The sequence below is a fragment of the Chryseobacterium cupriresistens genome, from assembly GCF_046614675.1.
Lineage (GTDB): Bacteria > Bacteroidota > Bacteroidia > Flavobacteriales > Weeksellaceae > Chryseobacterium > Chryseobacterium cupriresistens.
In genome coordinates this window covers 126,137-144,349 of the sequence record NZ_JBKKJT010000010.1, presented here as the reverse complement: position 1 = coordinate 144,349, position 18,213 = coordinate 126,137, and the positions used below count along the sequence as shown (strand labels likewise).

The window sequence follows — 18,213 nt, the reverse complement described above, 5'->3', positions numbered from 1 at the left end:
ATCTTTATATCTTCCGCTTTTCAACGAAGCAATCTCTCTGTCAGTGTCGCTCCGTATTTGCGAGTGCAAAAGTAAAACTTTATTTTTTAATGACCAAATGTTTTTGAAGAAAATTTTAAAGTTTTTTAAGTAACCTTAACCCTTCTCAAAACCTCAATCTCTATACTCCCGCGCTCCCTCTAATTGGGACTGCAAAGATACAAACTCTTTTTAAACTGGCAACTTTTTTTACAAAAAAATTTAAAGTTTTTTTCGTCCGTCTCTTTTTTGAAGTAATATTGTCTCTGCCCATCTAAAGGTTCTTCTGCGCTACTGTTCTACTCTCGTTTTCAGTGGGGCAAAGATAGTAACTTCCTACAACGCAAAACAAGTTTATTTAACATAAATTTTACATTACAGTGATATTTATTCCTAAAGGACTGGAAGGCAGGGAGAAAAATTTTAAACATTTGTTTGGAATGGAAGGAAGGAGTTGGAGTGTGGGAGGGTTTGAGGGTGAGAGAGCGTGAGATGTGGGATTTTGGGGTTTGGAACATCAAATAAGGTATCTATAATAAGGTGCAGGTTTGAATTGAATTCAGATGGAGGGAGTATCTTTATTAAATGGGATTCATTAGACTAAGCTCAGGATTTTAGCCCGTTCCCTATTGACATATATAATAAGTTAAGGGAAGATTTTCAATAAAGCCTGTAAAAAATGTGACTGGAAAAACATTTGAGCTAAAACTCAATACAAAGATTATATAAAAGAACGGGCTTCAGCCCGTTCCTATTGTTGATTTATATAGGCCAAAAACCTACAATTGTTTAGTATAGAATGTTTCTAAGGTTTGATTTCCTTATATATTACGCTCAAAAACTCAGCGTAGGATTTCTCCAGACCAATAATATCCCCGGATTTCAGATTCAAACCACCCACTCCTGAGTTGTCTGATTTTACTTTCAGGGAGGAAACCTGAAAATAAAGATTGTCATCATTGGCTTTTGGCTGAACTTTCACTGTAGAGCCTAAAAGCTTTTTGGTTGAAATCGTATAGATTTCTCCCGGAACCACTTTTAATTTTAAAAATGATCTGGGAGAAATAATATAGTCTTTACGGTTAACATTTATTTTCTGATCTTTTTCAGAAGATGCAAATATATACATCTCCCCATTTTTAGCCGCCAATTTTTCTTTAGGTGTGTAATATAAAGCAATTTTATAATTGGCAGCATTGAATGTCTGCGGAGTACCATCAACATTTTCGAAAGGTTTTAATTCAAATGTATTGGCACCAATCTCTTTTGCTTTTTTATATACCATGGAAAATACGAGCGCATCATCTTTTGAAAAGCCCTGTACCTCTACTTCTCCTAAATAAACAGCATCTGCAGTGGCAGCTTCTTTTCTGTAGAGAAATTTATCTGTGTTGTCATTTGTTTTTTCAACTCTGGTCATATAAACATTCTGTGCACTCCACAGCTGGATACATAAGACGGAAAAGAGTATTGCAATATTCTTCATATATATTATTCGTGTGAAAGGATATCAACACATTCTTCAAGACTGTTTTCCCAATGCTTGGGTTCTATTTTATACACTTCTTCTATTTTCTCCAAAGACATGGTACTTCTTACAGGTCTTTTGGCGGGAGTTGGATACTGCTCCGTTGTCAAGGGGTTTAATTTTATTGTTGATTTTGAAAATTCAGCAATTTTTTGAGCAAATTCAAACCAGGTTGTCTCAGGATAGTTTGAGAAGTGGAAAACGCCATATGTTTTGTGTGGAGTTTCAACAATCTTCATAATAGCTTCTGCCAAATCGTTTGCATTAGTAGGTTGTCCAAACTGATCAGCAACGATTCCCAACTCTTCTTTTTGGGAGAAAAGGTTTAACATTGTTTTCACAAAGTTTTTATTAAACTCAGAATACAGCCATGAAGTTCTCAGGATGATTGTTTTTGGATTAATTTCCAGAGCAAGATCCTCTCCTTCTTTTTTTGATGCCCCATACACACCTATAGGATTGGTAAAATCATCTTCTGAGTAAGGAAGATTTGTAGTTCCATCAAAAACATAGTCTGTAGAAACATGAATCAGGACAGATTTATAATCTGCACATGCCTGCGCAAGGTGGGCAACTCCGGCGGCGTTTACTGCAAAGGCTTTTTCTTTTTCCTTTTCTGCCAGATCAACTGCAGTGTATGCTGAGGCATTGATGCAATAATCAGGTTTGTTATCATAAAAGAAATCGTTCACCTGCTCTTCATTGGTAACATCTAAAGTAGATGAGTCCGTAAACAGGAACTCATATAGATGTTCAAAATCCGGGGCAATCTTTTTTATGCAGTTTCCCAATTGTCCGTTACTACCTATTACTGCTATTTTTTTCATTTGTTTATTATTAATTTTAAATTGGAACCTTCAATAAGAAATGGAGTTAAGAGTTCTTGGCATTCTGAGATCTTAAGAACTTCACTCTTGACTGGAAGTCTTTTTGGATAAGATCTACATAAAACTGATCAAAAATTTCTTTGATATCTTCTGGATGAACTTCAGATTTTCTTGTTTTAACATTAAAATAAATAACAGTCACCCAAAGTACAGCATGAATTGTTTTTTCATCCAAACTCTTCATGAGAATTTCCACTTTTGCCGTTCTATCCTGTACATCGATGGTCTTGCTGCTGATCACTACCTGTGTATTATATCTTACTTCTTTGAGATAGGCTATTTCGTTCTGAATAGCAATCCAGGTACAGCCGGTTTTCTTGGTATATTCTTCATAAGTGAATCCATAAAATGTTTCCACATGATCTTCTCTGGCATTGAACATATACTCAAGATATTTTACATTATTCAAATGTCCAATCGGATCACAGTCACTAAACCTAACTTTGACCGTAGTTGATACTTCTTTTTCCATTCCGCAAAAATAAAAAAACCACCTCTAAAAGAGGCGGTTGGTTTTATAAATCTTTGTTAATTTGCTGAAATTATTGAATTCCTAATTCTTTCTTCACAGCTGGAGTTGCGTCTGGTCCTCCTTTATAAAGGAATGCTGTTGAGTTTGCATCCATAATATAATCGTATCCGCCAGCTTTAGCTACTTTTTCTACTGCATCGTTTAGTTTTTTCTCAATAGGACCAAAAGCTACATCTTGCTTAGCTTGTAGATCTTTTTGAGCTTTTTCCTGCATTTGCTGGATTTCTTCAGCTAATTTTTTCATTTCTGCTTCTCTAGCATTGTTTTCGTCAGCTGTTTTCTTAGGAGCTTCAGTTTGGTATTGCTGATATTTAGTTTGAGCTGCGTCAGCTTTCTTCTTGATCTCAGCTTGTTTAGTATCTAAGAATGTTTTAAGATCAGCATCTGCTTTCTTTTTCTCCGGCATCGCGTTAAGAACTCCCATTACATCTAAAGTAGCAATTTTTTGAGCTTTTGCCATACCTACAGATACAACCATCATTACTGCTGCAAATAATACACTTAATTTTTTCATAACTGGTAAATAAATAATTTAATTTGTTTTTAGATTTTAAAATATAGCAAAAGTTAATTCTTTTATTATTTTTTGCCTTTACTATTTGTTTTTTCCTTCTTGTCTGTTCCTTTTAATAAGATAGACAATACTTTTTCGGTGTAATCATATTTTGACTGAAGGAAAATAACACTAATGTTATTGCTTTTATCAAGAACTATGCCCAAGCCATTTTTTTCGGACATTGTTTTGATGGCTCCCCAGATCTGATCCTGAAAAGGCTGAACCAGATTTGTTCTCAGTTTTGTAATTTCACCATTCGCTCCAAAACGTAAGCTTGTTGTCGTTTTAATATTTTTATCTAGGTCTGTAACTTCTTTTTCTCTAAGTTTAAGCTGATCACCTATCAATAAAACTTTTTCACTTTCAAAAGCAGCTTTTTTTCTTTCATATTCAGACTGAAGATTTTGAAGTTCAGACTCCCAGGTATCGATCTGAGAATTTAATCTTGCTTCGGCTTCTTTATACTGAGGTAATTTATTTAAAATTTCATTAGTATCCACTACTCCGATTTTCTGGGCATTGTTCAACCCGAAAAGCAAGAGTAATGCGAATGTGAAAATTATTTTAAAGTGCTTCATATTTAATAATTATAATGTTTGGTTCATCAAGAAGTGGTTTCTCCATCCGGACTTGTCACCTGATAATGTCTTATCAAGACCTAGTGCGAAGTCGAATCCGATCAATCCAAATGCTCCCATATAAACTCTTACACCAACTCCGACTGATCTTTTCAACTGAAATGGGCTGTAAGAACTCCATGAGTTCCATACGTTACCACCCTCTGCGAATGTCAGGGCATAGATTTTTGCAGTCTGGCTCATTGAGATCGGGTATCTTAATTCTAAAGTAAATCTGTTATAAATTGTACCTCCTCCTCTTTGAGTAATATCATCAGCCTGACCTCCTTCTGTACTGGCATTTTCATACCCTCTTAAAGGGATCAATTCTCTACCGTCATATCGACCTCCGAAAAGACCTGTACCTCCCATATAGAATCTTTCAAACGGCGGCGCTCCCAGCTGGCTGTTATATCCATCCATGAATCCCATTTCAGCAGAAGACCTTAGCACAAGTTTTCCAATGATCTCATTGTAAACATCTGCTTTGAATTTAATCTTATAGAATTCCATCCACTTATATTTGTCAATAGGTGACATTGTGGAGTAATCTTTCTTCTTAAACAATGAGTATGGAGGAGTCAGTTTTGCTGAAAGCTCAATATTGGATCCCATTGTTGGGAAAATCGGGTCAATACCTGCTGAGTTTCTGCTCAGTCCTAAATTGACACTGAAATTATTGGCAGTACCGTTATTTTCTGTGGTATCCCCAAACTGGAATGGATAGTTCTTGAAGTCATACTTCTGGAACTGTAAACCTGTATAAAGAGAGAAGTAGTCATCCGGCCAGTTCAATAGTCTGTTCAGACCTACTGAAGCAGAGAAGATGTTCAATTTCTGGGCTTCTCCATATTGATCTGTGTATCTTACTCTTGAGTTATTTAAACTTACAGAAAGTGCTGTTGGTCTAGTACCAAATAGCCAAGGCTCTGAGAATGATACTCCATAGTTCTGGAAATACTGTCCTGCCTGTACCTGAATAGAGAACGTTTGTCCGTCTCCCTGAGGTACCGGTTTGAAATCTTTAAACTTAAGGAAATTCTTTAATGAGAAGTTATTAAATGTTAATCCTAAAGTACCGATAAAACTGTTACCTCCGTAACCTGCCTGTAACTGAACCTGTGAAGATCCTTTTTCTACAAGCTTCCAGTTGATATCTACAGTATTATCCACCTGGTTTGGCTGGATATCCTGTCCGACCTGCTGAGGATCAAAGAATGACATTCCCGCTAAATCGAAATAGGTTCTTTTAATTTCTGTTTTTTTGAATAGCTCTCCCGGTTTTGTTCTTAGTGCTCTAAGAATTACGTGGTCATGGGTTGTTGTATTTCCCTGCCATGTTACTTTATTCCAGGTAGCCTGTTCTCCTTCATTAATTCTTACTTCAAGATTTACGGCATCTCCTGAAACTGATTTTTCAACCGGCGTTACATTAGAGAAAAGGTAACCGTTATTCATGTAAACAGATTTAATATCTGAATCATCTTCTTTACCTCCGTCTTCCCCAACTTTTTTGTTGAATCCTACTGCATCGTAAATATCCCCTTTCTTATATCCTAATAATCTCTGTAAATATTCTGTTGCGTATACGGTATTACCCGTGAATGTAATATCCCCGATGTAATATTTTTTACCCTCGCTAAGTTTTACATTGATTTCGTAGTTATTTCTTTTGTTTCTCCATACTGAATCTGAAACGATTTTAGCGTCTCTGTATCCCAAGGAGTTGTAATAACTGATAAGGCTTTGCTTATCTTCCTGGTATTTATCTTCAATGAATTTTGAGGATTTCAAAATACCACCGATTCCGAAACGTTTTTGTTTGGTTTCTTTGAAAGCTTTATTTCTAAGTTTGCTATCGGTTACATTATCGTTTCCTTCAAATTCGATATGGTCAATTTTAATTCTTTTACCCTTATCTACATTGATTGTCCAGTCTACCAACGCGGGATCTCCTGCATTTACTTTATCCTGGATAGTAATTTTGGCATCTGCAAAACCTTTTTTGATGTAGTCTTTAGGGACATTGGTTTTAAGGCTTGAAACCAAGTTCTGAGTGATCTTAGTTCCTGGTTTAAGGTTGTTATCCTTTGCCAGTTTTTCACTTTTAGATTTACCGATTCCTTTTCCTGTAAATTTCACTTCTCCAAGTTCTTTCAGATCCTGCAGATAAAATTTCAGAACGATCGTCTGTCCTTCAATGCTTTGAACATAAACTTCCACTTCAGAAAAAGATTGGGTATCCCAAAGTTTTTTTACAGCGTTGCTGATTTTCTGTCCCGGAATGTCTACACTTTCTCCTTTTGTAAGGCCCGTAAATCTTAAGATCTGAGCTGGTGTATATTTTTTTACCCCATCTACAACGATGTCTTTAAGTGTATAAGTTCCTGCCTCATTTTCTGCATGTACAGCATTATTTACTTTTGTGCTGTCTTGTGGAGTTACTTGTCCATAAAAATGTGCAGAAGCAGCAAACATAATGATGGGTAATAGTCTAAACTTCATTTTATCGAGTCTTTCTTTTCTTAAAAATTTATTGGCCTTTTACCTGTTCACCGGTTAAACCATATCTTCTTTCTTTGTTTTGATAATCCACAATACACTGGAAGAAAATATCTTTGGTGAAATCCGGCCACAGAACATTTAAAAACTGTAATTCAGCATAAGCAATCTGCCAAAGCAGGAAATTGCTTATTCTTATTTCGCCGCTGGTTCTGATCAGTAAATCTACAGGAGGAAAATCTTTTGTATAAAGATAATTTTCAAATAAACTTTCGTTTATATTTTCTATCTCTACTTTTCCTTCTTTTACATCAGAACTTATGTTTTTTACGGCTTCCAGTATTTCATTTTGTGAGCCATAGCTAATAGCCAATACAAGGTTTCCTTTTGTGTTTTCTTTTGTGAGTTCTACCACACGTTCCAACTGCTCTCTTACTAATGCAGGCAACTTATCAAGATTCCCTATAACATGCATTCTCAATCCTTTGCTGAAAATCTCTTCTGCTTCCAGCAGTAAGGTTTCTACCAACAGATTCATAAGGGTATTCACTTCTTCGCTTGGACGATTCCAATTCTCTGAAGAGAATGTATACAATGTTAAGTAAGGAATATTAATCTCATTACAAGCATTAATAGCATTTCTTACTGCATTAATGGCATTTTTGTGACCGAAAGTTCTTTCTTCGCCACGAGATTTTGCCCATCTTCCATTACCATCCATAATGATGGCTACGTGTTTTGGTAAATTCTCAGAATTTATTTTTTCTTTAATCAACGACATATTATTCACAATAACATGGAGGTCTTCCGAACGAATATGTCAGTCCTAAACTGAAAGTATTTATCCAGTCTCTGGATCTGTCATCTCCAATATTTCTCTTTTTAATAAACTCTGCTTCTCTTTCTTTAGAAACCGCATAATAATTTCCTGACTGTAATAATGAACCGCCTGTGGCAGGATCCAAAATATCAGCATTATAAGAAGTTTTTACATCTTTGGAAAGGATCTTGCTGTGATCCAACTGATCCGTCAATGTATATCTGAATGTAGCTTCTGCAAATATAGCCCAGGAATGGTTGAATTTATACTTTAAACCAACACCAAAAGGGATATGCATTGTTACTTTTTTGCCCAAGGAATAATCTGTGGTGGTTGTAAAATCCAATTCATTGACCGGAGCCTGTGCCACACCATCAGCATCTCTTCTGAAGTCATTCACAAGAGTAGCTTTAGGAGCATCAAACATCAAAGCACCGACACCTCCGAAGATATAAGGGCTCAGCATGCTTATCTGCTCATTATTTACCGGGAAAAAGTTATATTCAAACATTAAACTCGCCTCATACACATTATTTTTTCCGTATGAGTTTCTATTTCTTCTATAATCTTCTTTTGCCGCTTTATCACTGAACTGGATCTGGTTGTATCCTAAATCCAATCTGATAGTCTGATGCGGGTTAAAATTAAATCTATATAATAAACCACCATAAAACGGGACCCCCCAATCTGACGTTCTGCTTAAATCCAACGGCTTCTGTAAAATATAATTTGTCCTTCCTACATCTCCCACTAGGTTACTCATACCTAGACGAACTCCCAATTCGTTTCTTTGTGCTTTAACACTTACCACTCCAAGGAAGGCAAGGAAGCTAAACAATAATTTTTTATTCATAAAAGAATATGGATTTATGGTTATTTTAAAATTTAATTTTTGCAAATATAAAACATTTTTATATTAATGATAATCTTAATGTTTAGTTAAAAATAAACAAAAAAACATAATTTGTTATAAAGTAAACGGCAAAGTGGCAAAAATATTCTTTTTTTCATAGAATGAAAATACTTTACATATGAAAAAACCCCCATTAAATGAGGGTTTAATGCTTTATTTTTTATTAAATAATACCTGTACTTTATTTCTGATCCTTATCAGTAACGGCTCTTTATAATTTTTATCTTCATCGAAATAACCATAACCATAGCCATAGCCGTAACCATAGCCATAGCCGTAGCCTTGTTTGGTATTATAGTCATTATAGACAAGTCCCAGATTATTGACTTCATCGTTATGATACTTTTCAGTAATCATTTTCAGCATATATTTTTCTGTGTATTCATGGCGTACAACATATATATTAGCATCAGAATACTTCATCAGTTCATACGAGTCTGCCACCAGACCTACAGGTGGTGAATCTATAATAATGAAATCGTATTTTTCTTTGAGTTCTTCTATAAATCTGATATTTCTCTGACTCATTAAAAGCTCAGATGGGTTTGGCGGAATAGGACCTGAAGTAGCAACATCCAGATTAGGGATCTTGGTCTTGTTAATTATCTTGTCAATATCTACTTCTCCTGTAAGATAATTGGAGATCCCATATTTATTATCAATCTTAAAGTCTCCAAAGATTTTCGGTTTTCTAAGGTCCATTCCTAACAAGATTGTTTTTTTATCACTTAATCCTATTACGGATGCTAAATTGATGGAAATATAAGTTTTTCCTTCTCCTCCAATGGATGAAGTAATCAAAATAACTTTTCCCTTTTCACCTTCATTGTCCATCAGAAATCTCATATTGGCTCTTATTCCCCTGAAGGCTTCTGATACAGATGATTTTGGCTGCTCCAGAACGGTAAGCATATTTTCATTGCTGTTATTTCCAATGACTCCAAGAAGCGGAATTTTCGTTGCACTTAAAAGTTCTTTAATATTTCTGATTTTACTATCTAATACTTCACCTACAAAGATAAAAAGTAACGGAAGCAGCAGCAATCCTGAGATAATGGCAGTTTTCGCTAACTTGACATTAGGTGCAATAGGTCTTTGTCCCAGATTTTTGGCTGGGTCAATCACTGTAATATCAGATTGATTGGTCGCCATTCTCATTTTAGTATCACTCTGTCTTCCCAGAAGACTATTATAAGTCGCCTCAATCATATTATATCCTCTTTCTGCATCCAGATATCTTCTTTCTTTTTCAGGGTAAGAAGCTAAGTCCGAGTTGGCTCCTGAAATATCACGATCAATTTTGTTGATCTCCTCATAATATCTGTTATAGTATCCTCTTAAACTGTTCGATGATCCCATTCTTGCCTCATCAATAAGCCTGTTGATTTCTCTCATAGGCTCTGATGAAGGTTTGTAAATAGAAGCCATTTCTGCTCTTTTGGTATACAGAGCTTTAAGTTCAGTAACTGTTGCTGAGAATACTCCATCTTCAAAACCTGCAGCATTGGTTCCAATCATTTTATCAAAATTCTGAGACTGCAGCGTGTTTTTTATATTGTTAAGAGAATTGATTTTGCTTATGATATCTGCTTTTTTAGCCTCGAGTTCTTTTATTTTTTCAAGAGATTTTTCGTCTCTGTCTTTAATATTATAAAGTTTTTCCGAAGTTTTTAAATAATTGAGCACACTCGCACTTGAATCAAGTTTTTTACGGATGTTATCCAGATTATCCTTTAGAAAGATATCGGTATTCTTATTGACTACATTTTTATCAGCCAGTCTCTTTTTTTGTAACTCTGCAACAGATTTATTAAGGAAATTTACTGTGCTGTTGAGATTATATCCTTTTTTAGTAATAATCATAATGGACCTGATTTCTTTATCAAAGTCAACACCTGTAGTAGAAACAATTTCGTTTACACTTTCATTGACCGATTTCAGGTTTACAATAATATTATCCAACTTAATTTTAGAAGGAACAGGATTTTTAAGTAATCTGAACCTCAGGTTCGGAGCATTGTACCATTCGTTGATTTTAATGATTTTATCAGCGGGTCTGCTATAATGATTGATAGTCTGAAAACCTTCCACTTCATAATTATACAGGTTAGTGGATTCTCCTTCTTCTGGTAAAACTACCTGATATGCTCCATCGCCTTTGGGGATCAGGGTAATAGGATAATCAATCTGCTGAAGATGTTTTTTATCAATCTGAAGAAAAACCGGTGAATCATCTTTATCCAGGTAGGTGGATTTTATCAGTCCTTTGGTAGAATAATTAACAAAAAGATCCAGTTCTTTTACCAAAAATTCATTGTGTGATCTTGATAAAAGCATTTTTTTCAGATAAAGCCCATCCTGATTTCCGGTATCACCCCAGATGAAGTTGATGGATTGGTTAGACTGTGTTGGTAAGAACTCAGAACCTTTACTGGAGGTACTTAATGATAAGTCTGATGCATAAATATTTTGTGCATAGTATTTACTGTATACCCATGCAACGGCATAGCCGATAAAAAACATCAATACAAACCAGTACCAGTTTTTAAGGACTCTTCTTAAAAAGTGTTCTAAATCAAATAACGCAAACGACCCATACTTTTCTTTCTGAGAATTATTCTTCTCTGCAGCGGTTACTCTTTCTGGAATCATGACTAAAGATTTTTAAGAAGTAAATAAATAGACAATGCCGTAGTAATTACCGAAACTCCTGTTGTTAAAGTCTGAATAGGATCTTTTCCGAATCCGTTCAAGCTTTTTGCTCTTGTGCTCAGATAGATTTCATCTCCATTCTGCACATAATAGAAAGGAGAGTTCATAAGATCTTCTCTGGTAAGATCTATTTTGGCAATTTTGATTCCTTCCGGAAGTTTTCTGTGGATAACGATCTCTTTCTTATCAATCGTCCTGTTTAGCCCGCCATTAATGGCTAAAGCTTCAGTAATGGTAAGTGTATTTTTATGAACTACTTTCTCTCCTGAAAGACCTGTAGTTTCAACATCACCAAGAATATAATAAGTGATACCGTCTGTATTGAGTCTTACTTCAGATTTACCTTCCTGGAAATTTTCATTTACCTTTTCCTGAATTTCTTTTCTGATATCCTCTAATGTTCTTCCCTCAGCTTTTACATAGCCAATTCCAAAAACATTGATATCACCATTGGAATCTACCTTGAGTCCGTTAAAATAGAAATTCGTATTTCCTCCTCTGCTCATCCCGGAAGTAGTACCAACTCCTCCCCCTACAGAACCACCGCCAGACATGGCCGGACTTGTTACAGCTCCGGTTCCGGTCCCTCCTGAGGAATTGTAAGAAGAATAAAACTGTGCAGCATCTCCTTTGGGAGTTGTTACAATGTTAAGATTGAGGATATCATTTTTGGTAATCCTGTATACAGGGATATTGTAGGGAACAAGACCTTCTTCATTAATTACGAGACTCTCACTTGGTTGTAAGTATCTTACATCCTTTGTTGTAATACATGAGGTAACTAAAAGAGGGAATATTAAAAATAAATATTTAAAGTTTTTCATCATATATATATAATATTGTTTACAAAAGTAATATTTAATTGTTAATTTTTGTTATTTCTTACTCGATATAGTAAATCTGGCAAATATGCACCAAAAAAACCCAGTGAAACAATCACCAATAATAAAAGATTGACATTAATATGTCTTAAATAATAAGCCACTCCAACAATCATCAGATAGTAAAGAATAATATAAAAAGTTGATCTCCTATGGGTAAGATTCAATTTCAGCAGTTTGTGATGAATATGGTTTTTATCAGCATCAAATGGTGACTTTTTGTTGTAAAGCCTGATCATAATGACATTCAGAGTATCTACAATCGGAAGAATCAGAATAGCTACCGCTACTACAGGAGCAGACTGAAGGTGATATCTGGGAACATCGATCAGTTTTTTATCTATAAAAATATCGATAAAACAGATGGATGTAAAAGCCAATAAAAAGCCAAGGAGCATAGAACCGGTATCTCCCATAAATATTTTGCGGGTACGGTAGTTTGACAGATTATAATACAAAAATGCCAGCACAGTTCCAATAATAACAACAGACAGTATTACCAGCGGATAATTATATTCCCCCAGACGGTAATAGCTTATTCCAAATAAAGCACTACAGATAACGGAATAACCTCCTGCCAGCCCATCGATCCCGTCAATCAGATTGAACGCATTAATCAGAATAATAAATGTTACGATACTGAATATCACACTTACGAAATACTCCAGTTCGTATACGCCGAAGATTCCGAATAAACTTCTTATTCTGATATCCGAACCAATAACAATCAGGGAAGACACAACAATTTGTGCAACAAGTTTTTTGTAAGCTCTCATTACAACAATATCGTCCATTACCCCCACATAGAGCAGGATAATTAATGAAGCAAATAAAAATTTGTAGAGATCAAACAATTCATAGGCAAAAATAGAGGCACAGATTCCTATTGAATAAAAGATGGCGATTCCACCAAGATTGGGAATTTCTCTAAGATGCGAGCTTCTTATTCCAGGCTCATCCATCAGATTCTTTCTTCTTGAAATCTTGACAATGGTAGGAATAGAGAAAAATGTAATTAAAAAGGAGAATACGAAGCCTAATCCTATTTTTATATAGAAAATAGGTATCCCCGATCCGCTTAAGAACAATTCAAAGTTTTTCATTCTTTTCTAATTCAGCACTTGTATCTCCAAAATAAAAAATCATAACAGGAACTTTATTATCATTTTCTATTGACCGAAACAATAGTACTTACATTTGTGTTTACTAAATCAACTTTCTTATCAATTTTTTTTGTCCTCCAAAAAACAACAGATAAAAAATCTTTTTCTTCAAAGGCAAAGATAAAAGATAATTCTTACCAAAACGACTATACTTCAATATATCTTGAATTTTTATTTGTCTTTCCTTCATAAAAAGGTCTAACTGATCAGACATACTGTAAAATATTTCGTCTTTTTTCACATACGCCAGGTAGGCCAAAAACGAGTAAACTCCCTCAAAAATCTGGAAATTTTTCAATTCCTTGCTTTTATTGGAATAGGAAGATTTACCGAATACCTGCTCTACATCAGAAACTGCCTTTAACATATCAAGTCCTTTTTCTGTGTGGGTCTTTGTAATAGAATCAGTACGTTCAAGATACTGATAATGAAAATTCTGAGTCTGCGCAATGATTTCACATTCCAGCAAAAGCTGAGGAATCAGCTGAATATCTTCAAAGTGAACTCCTTTTTTAAATCTTTTCTGATTAAAAAGTTCTTTTTTGAACAGCTTATTGCATGCAAAATAGCTGATATCAGAAAATACAGAAAAGTTATGTTCAAGGGCTATTTTCTCCGGCATATCGGGAAGCTGTGTCAATTTTTGTACAATTTTTCCGTTCTCATCCACTTTCTGAATATTACAGATGACCATTTTTGCATGATGCTTTTCCGCTAAAAGAAACATTTCTTCAAACATGTTTTCAGTAACATAATCATCACTGTCTACAAAACCTATATAATCTCCGGCAGCCCTGTCGATTCCAAAATTACGGGCATCACTCAGTCCACCGTTTTCTTTGGTAAAGGCTTTTATTTTATCAGGATATCTTTGTGCAAATTCTTTAATTATTTTTTCAGAGTTATCTTTGCTTCCGTCGTTTACTACAATAATCTCGATATTAGAAAGGCTCTGCTTTACCAGAGAATCGAGGCATTTTGCCAAATAGTTTTCGACATTATAAACGGGAACAATAATGGATACTCTTGAGGGAACATTTGTCATACATTAAATTTTCGTCAGTCTTGCATTCAGCCAGCCCTTTTTAGCTTCATCAAAATCTTTTCTGGAGCAGGGAATACAGTTTTCTATATTTTCATCATCACCAAAATACCACAAATTACTGAAAGTATCACGTCTGAATGCATATTGTCTGTCATCTATCAAAACGTAGAACAGCTCATAATGCCTTTCTTTCGGATGGGAATGCTGGATATTGATTCCTTCGATCAGGTACCACAGCATCTGTGCTAAGAGCTGATGGTTCAACTGGTTTTCAGAATAAATATTATAATTAAAAATTCCGACAGATTTCAGGTTTTCACTCAATCCGATTTCCTTCATATAGGCACAGATCTCTCTTCTGTTCAAACCATTTACCTGTGGATTCATTGAAAAGGGCTCACTAAAGCTTTCAATAGCATCACAGTTTACGGTCACCAGATCTGCTTTTCTGAAGAACGGTTCTGTTTTTTCTGTAGAATTCATCATTTCAGCCAGCCGGATAATATCAAATTCTACTTCTTTGATCAGCCTTACAGAATCCAATTCATTCAAATGCTTCTGGTAGCCCAGATGATGGTAGTTTTTAATGGAGAAATTTTTGGCTCCGAAAATTTTGCTCAAAAAAGTATTTTCATTGATGGTTTCACCTTGCTGAAGGGAAATAATATTACTGATCTGGGTATAGTTGATGCTTTTCTTATGGAAATTCAATGCTGAAAATAATGAGAAAGCAAAGTCATTGGAGCCCCCGACAATTACCGGAATAGCTCTTTTATAATGACATGCCGACAGAACTTCCTGTAAGATATAGTGAGTATCCTGAACAGATTTCCCCGATACCAGATCACCAAGGTCTACAACAGGAATTTCGAAATCCATCTGTGAAAGCTTGTAAAATTCTTTTCTTACCGCCGTAAAATCCTGCACTTCCGCATCGCCGCCCGCCCCTCTGTAGTCTGATACAAACAAAAGAACAATACTGTCTTCCCTGATATCTTTTGTAATCCGATTTCCTATCTGCCAGCTTTCTGTTTTAAAATTTCTTGGTGAAATGATAAAGTCTTCGAAATCCATATTTTAATTTAAAATGTAATAATTGATTAATTGCTTGATATAACAAACATACAAAAAACATAGAAACTGAGAAGACATGTTTCTATTTGTTCATAAAAAAAGCCGTCAACAGGTGTTGACGGCTTGTATTGTAACCTTAAGGATTATTTATTTTTTCGCTGCAGGTTTCTTAGCTGCAGGTTTCTTAGCTGCAGTTTTTTTCGCTGTTGCAGTAGTCTTCTTAGTTGTGGCTGCTTTTTTAGCTGCAGGCTTTTTCTTTTCTGCAAAAGCTTTCGGATCCTGATCTGTAATCCACTTTTTAACCTCATCAAGAGAAAGTTCTTTCAGTTCCTCAGCTTCATATTTTGTATCGTCAGCTTTTTTTGGAATTTTGAACATGGCTTTTCCGAACTTGATGAAAGGTCCCCATCTTCCGTTTTCAATGGAGATTTTTTCTTTTTCCCATTGCTGGATATATCGGTTGGCTTCTTTCTCCAATTTAGCGTCAATCAGTTCATTGATATCACTTTGTGAAAGGTTTTCGAAATCATATCTTTTAGGAACATTCACAAAGATATCTTTGTACTTGATAAATGGTCCGAATCTTCCGGATCCTTTCGTGACAGGTTCACCTTTATAGGTTGCAATAGGAGCATCAGCAATCTTCTTTTCATTGATAATCTCCTCAGCACGTTTCTGATCTACAGAAAGCGGATCTTCACCTTTCGGAATACTGATATACGTTTCACCCCATTTCACATAAGGCCCGAATCTTCCTACTCCTACAGAAACCGGCTGTCCGTCAACTTCGCTTAAGTCAAACGGCAGTTTAAACAGTTCCAGCGCTTCTTCAAAAGTAATGGTTGCAATATTCTGCCCTGTCATTAATGAAGCAAAGATTGGTTTTTCCTCATCATCCGTTTCTCCGATCTGAATCATTGCTCCGAATCTTCCGATTCTTGCATGTACATTTTTACCGGTCTTAGGATCTACTCCTAAAAGTCTGTCTCCTGTTGCACGATCTGCATTTTCTTCTACATCTTCAATTCTCGGGTGGAATTTTGAGTAGAAATTCGTCATCATTTCTTTCCACTTCTGATCACCGCTTGCAATTTCGTCAAAGCTTTCTTCAACTCGTGCCGTGAAACCGTAATCAAGGATTTCCCTGAAGTTATCTGTAAGGAAGTCATTAACAACTTCACCTATATCTGTAGGAACGAATTTATTTTTATCACCGCCAAACTTCTCCTCAAGAACTACTTTTTTGATCTTATCTTTTGTCAGAGACATTTTGATCACTTCACGGGTGTGTGGTTCGATTTCTCTTTTATCCACATACTCTCTGTTTTGAATAGTCTGAATGGTAGGCGCATAAGTAGAAGGTCTACCAATCCCTAATTCTTCAAGTTTTCTCACCAACCCAGCTTCAGTATATCTTGCACTTGGTCTTGTGAACTTCTCAGTAGCAGTAATGGTTTTATAGCTCAAAACTTCTCCCACGCTTACTTTTGGCAGCAGCTTATCGTTGTTTTCATCATCATCGTCCTCTGTTTTTACAATTCCGTAGGCTTTCAGGAAACCGTCGAAGATGATAACTTCTCCTTGTGCCTCAAAATGATGCGGTAATGATGTATTTCCTATTTCGATCACTGTCTTTTCAATTTTGGCATTAGCCATCTGAGAAGCAAGTGTTCTTCTGTATATTAATTGATAGAGTTTGTTCAGCTGTGCATCTCCTATGCTTTTCACTCCAAAATCCGTAGGTCGGATCGCTTCGTGGGCTTCCTGTGCTGAAGCTGATTTTGTGGTATAGTTTCTTGGAGAAGAATATTCCGCACCGTATTCTGAGATAATCTGCTTCTTAGCTCCTTCAATAGCTTCCTGGGATAGATTTACGGAGTCTGTTCTCATATAGGTAATAAACCCTTCTTCATATAATCTCTGTGCCAGACGCATGGTATTGGTCACATTATATCCAAGTCTTGACGAAGCTTCCTGCTGTAAAGTGGAAGTTGTAAACGGAGCTGAAGCGGAACGTGTACCTGGTCTTGTTTCAACATTGAGAACTTTAAATTCTGCAGTTTTAGCCTGTTCCAGGAATTTTTCAGCCTCTTCTTCCTTTTCAAAATCTTTTTTAAGCTTAGCAGCAATTTCCTGCTCTGTTTTATTTAAAAAGATTCCGTCCAGCTTAAAGCTTGCTTTTGGCGTAAATTCACGGATCTCTTTTTCTCTTTCAACAATTAACCTCACTGCTACAGATTGTACTCTACCTGCAGACAGTCCCGGTTTTACTTTTTTCCATAATACGGGAGACATTTCAAAACCTACGATTCTGTCCAGCACTCTTCTTGCCTGCTGGGCATTTACTAAGTTCTGATCAATATCTCTTGGGTTGTCGATTGCTTTTAGAATGGCGTTTTTGGTAATCTCGTGGAAAACAATTCTTTTTCTGTTTTCAGGCTTCAGCTTCAATTCATCCGCAAGATGCCATGCAATAGCTTCTCCTTCGCGGTCCTCATCGGAAGCGAGCCATACCATATCGGCTTTCTTTACGGCAGCCTTTAATTCGGTTACCAGTTTCTTTTTGTCTGCTGAAACTTCGTAATCAGGACTGAATGTAGCAAGGTCTATCCCCATTCCTTTTTTAGGAAGATCCCGGATATGTCCGAAACTGGATTTCACTTCAAAATCCTTTCCTAGATATTTTTGAATAGTTTTTGCTTTTGCCGGGGACTCTACGATTACTAAATTTTTCGACATTCTAACTAAAAATTTTTGCAAAAGTAAAGCTTTTTTATTATATACTTTTTGTTAAAAGGGTTTAATTTAATAATCAGGGCGCTTTATACTCTCTTTCAATACTCATTTTTTGAATAAACAAATCCTTTGTAGTATAGGTTTTAGACTGTTATACAACAATCAGCATTCATTGATATAGAATTTTTCATCAGCCATAATAGATGTAAGAAATATGCCGGCTCATACA

At 35.7% G+C, this 18,213-nt stretch carries 14 protein-coding genes; all 14 read right to left on the bottom strand.

What is annotated here, in order from left to right:
• Window positions 1-823: 823 nt before the first annotated feature.
• A complete protein-coding gene (locus ACLI50_RS20475; protein WP_411414529.1) occupies window positions 824-1,504 on the bottom strand; it encodes a hypothetical protein in 681 nt (226 codons plus the stop codon).
• Between the two features lie 5 nt (window positions 1,505-1,509).
• On the bottom strand, window positions 1,510-2,373 hold the full coding sequence (rfbD, locus tag ACLI50_RS20470; RefSeq protein WP_411414528.1) for a dTDP-4-dehydrorhamnose reductase: 864 nt from the start codon (window positions 2,371-2,373) through the stop codon (window positions 1,510-1,512).
• 46 nt (window positions 2,374-2,419) lie between these two features.
• Window positions 2,420-2,905, bottom strand: a complete 486-nt coding sequence (locus tag ACLI50_RS20465; protein WP_110009820.1) for an acyl-CoA thioesterase — start codon at window positions 2,903-2,905, stop codon at window positions 2,420-2,422.
• Window positions 2,906-2,975: 70 nt separating this feature from the next.
• Complete coding sequence (locus ACLI50_RS20460; protein ID WP_110009821.1) at window positions 2,976-3,479, bottom strand: OmpH/Skp family outer membrane protein; 504 nt, start codon at window positions 3,477-3,479, stop codon at window positions 2,976-2,978.
• Between the two features lie 65 nt (window positions 3,480-3,544).
• A complete protein-coding gene (locus ACLI50_RS20455) occupies window positions 3,545-4,099 on the bottom strand; it encodes an OmpH/Skp family outer membrane protein (RefSeq protein WP_110009822.1) in 555 nt (184 codons plus the stop codon).
• A gap of 9 nt (window positions 4,100-4,108) precedes the next feature.
• Window positions 4,109-6,643, bottom strand: a complete 2,535-nt coding sequence (gene bamA / locus ACLI50_RS20450; RefSeq protein WP_110009823.1) for an outer membrane protein assembly factor BamA — start codon at window positions 6,641-6,643, stop codon at window positions 4,109-4,111.
• Window positions 6,644-6,671: 28 nt separating this feature from the next.
• Window positions 6,672-7,421, bottom strand: coding sequence for an undecaprenyl pyrophosphate synthase (uppS, locus tag ACLI50_RS20445; protein WP_343642878.1), 750 nt, complete (start codon window positions 7,419-7,421; stop codon window positions 6,672-6,674).
• A 1-nt stretch (window position 7,422) separates the two neighbouring features.
• A complete protein-coding gene (gene porG, locus ACLI50_RS20440; RefSeq protein WP_202839844.1) occupies window positions 7,423-8,313 on the bottom strand; it encodes a type IX secretion system protein PorG in 891 nt (296 codons plus the stop codon).
• Between the two features lie 213 nt (window positions 8,314-8,526).
• Window positions 8,527-11,025, bottom strand: coding sequence for a polysaccharide biosynthesis tyrosine autokinase (locus tag ACLI50_RS20435; RefSeq protein ID WP_202839846.1), 2,499 nt, complete (start codon window positions 11,023-11,025; stop codon window positions 8,527-8,529).
• Between the two features lie 2 nt (window positions 11,026-11,027).
• A complete protein-coding gene (locus ACLI50_RS20430) occupies window positions 11,028-11,912 on the bottom strand; it encodes a polysaccharide biosynthesis/export family protein (protein WP_110009827.1) in 885 nt (294 codons plus the stop codon).
• A 38-nt stretch (window positions 11,913-11,950) separates the two neighbouring features.
• Window positions 11,951-13,069 (bottom strand): glycosyltransferase family 4 protein, encoded by a 1,119-nt coding sequence (locus ACLI50_RS20425; RefSeq protein ID WP_202839848.1) that lies wholly within the window; start codon window positions 13,067-13,069, stop codon window positions 11,951-11,953.
• A 103-nt stretch (window positions 13,070-13,172) separates the two neighbouring features.
• Entirely contained in the window at window positions 13,173-14,174 is a 1,002-nt protein-coding gene (locus tag ACLI50_RS20420; RefSeq protein ID WP_411414527.1) for a glycosyltransferase family 2 protein, read from the bottom strand.
• A 3-nt stretch (window positions 14,175-14,177) separates the two neighbouring features.
• A complete protein-coding gene (locus ACLI50_RS20415; RefSeq protein ID WP_411414526.1) occupies window positions 14,178-15,248 on the bottom strand; it encodes a formimidoylglutamase in 1,071 nt (356 codons plus the stop codon).
• A 147-nt stretch (window positions 15,249-15,395) separates the two neighbouring features.
• The gene (topA, locus tag ACLI50_RS20410) at window positions 15,396-17,987 is read right to left on the bottom strand and encodes a type I DNA topoisomerase (RefSeq protein ID WP_411414525.1); all 2,592 of its coding nucleotides are present in this window, start codon (window positions 17,985-17,987) and stop codon (window positions 15,396-15,398) included.
• Window positions 17,988-18,213: the final 226 nt, after the last annotated feature.

Excerpts from the sequence above, each read along its gene's own strand:
- ACLI50_RS20435 (WP_202839846.1), bottom strand. The coding sequence starts at position 11,025 with ATGATTCCAGAAAGAGTAACCGCTGCAGAGAAGAATAATTCTCAGAAA.
- ACLI50_RS20430 (WP_110009827.1), bottom strand. The coding sequence starts at position 11,912 with ATGATGAAAAACTTTAAATATTTATTTTTAATATTCCCTCTTTTAGTT.
- uppS (WP_343642878.1), bottom strand. The coding sequence starts at position 7,421 with ATGTCGTTGATTAAAGAAAAAATAAATTCTGAGAATTTACCAAAACAC.
- topA (WP_411414525.1), bottom strand. The coding sequence starts at position 17,987 with ATGTCGAAAAATTTAGTAATCGTAGAGTCCCCGGCAAAAGCAAAAACT.
- ACLI50_RS20460 (WP_110009821.1), bottom strand. The coding sequence starts at position 3,479 with ATGAAAAAATTAAGTGTATTATTTGCAGCAGTAATGATGGTTGTATCT.
- ACLI50_RS20455 (WP_110009822.1), bottom strand. The coding sequence starts at position 4,099 with ATGAAGCACTTTAAAATAATTTTCACATTCGCATTACTCTTGCTTTTC.
- porG (WP_202839844.1), bottom strand. The coding sequence starts at position 8,313 with ATGAATAAAAAATTATTGTTTAGCTTCCTTGCCTTCCTTGGAGTGGTA.
- ACLI50_RS20465 (WP_110009820.1), bottom strand. The coding sequence starts at position 2,905 with ATGGAAAAAGAAGTATCAACTACGGTCAAAGTTAGGTTTAGTGACTGT.
- rfbD (WP_411414528.1), bottom strand. The coding sequence starts at position 2,373 with ATGAAAAAAATAGCAGTAATAGGTAGTAACGGACAATTGGGAAACTGC.
- ACLI50_RS20415 (WP_411414526.1), bottom strand. The coding sequence starts at position 15,248 with ATGGATTTCGAAGACTTTATCATTTCACCAAGAAATTTTAAAACAGAA.
- bamA (WP_110009823.1), bottom strand. The coding sequence starts at position 6,643 with ATGAAGTTTAGACTATTACCCATCATTATGTTTGCTGCTTCTGCACAT.
- ACLI50_RS20425 (WP_202839848.1), bottom strand. The coding sequence starts at position 13,069 with ATGAAAAACTTTGAATTGTTCTTAAGCGGATCGGGGATACCTATTTTC.
- ACLI50_RS20475 (WP_411414529.1), bottom strand. The coding sequence starts at position 1,504 with ATGAAGAATATTGCAATACTCTTTTCCGTCTTATGTATCCAGCTGTGG.
- ACLI50_RS20420 (WP_411414527.1), bottom strand. The coding sequence starts at position 14,174 with ATGACAAATGTTCCCTCAAGAGTATCCATTATTGTTCCCGTTTATAAT.